General features: G+C 66.8%; 1 pseudogene. It reads right to left on the bottom strand.

Features of this window, described 5'->3' with window-relative positions:
- Positions 1 to 194: pseudogene (locus FS507_RS18315) on the bottom strand (hypothetical protein); the annotation flags it as partial.
- Between the last annotated feature and the right edge of the window lie 32 nt (positions 195 to 226).

Genomic DNA, 226 nt, shown 5'->3' with positions numbered 1-226 from the left:
CCCCCCCCGCCGAACACGCTCGCGCTCCCCCCCACTTCCCCACCCATCTTCCCCATCCCCTCCCGGTTGGTCTGGGTCGTCATCACCACGACCCGTGCTGTACCACCCACCAGGTCCATCCCCCCGCCCATACCCTTCACCATCTCTCCCCCCACCATCCACTTCGCCACCTCACCACTCTCCGTGACCTCCATCGCTCCCACGATGCCCACCTTCACCTACCCAC

Source organism: Corynebacterium glyciniphilum AJ 3170, assembly GCF_007673095.1.
Classification (GTDB): domain Bacteria; phylum Actinomycetota; class Actinomycetes; order Mycobacteriales; family Mycobacteriaceae; genus Corynebacterium.
This window is presented reverse-complemented; position numbering and strand designations above follow the sequence as displayed.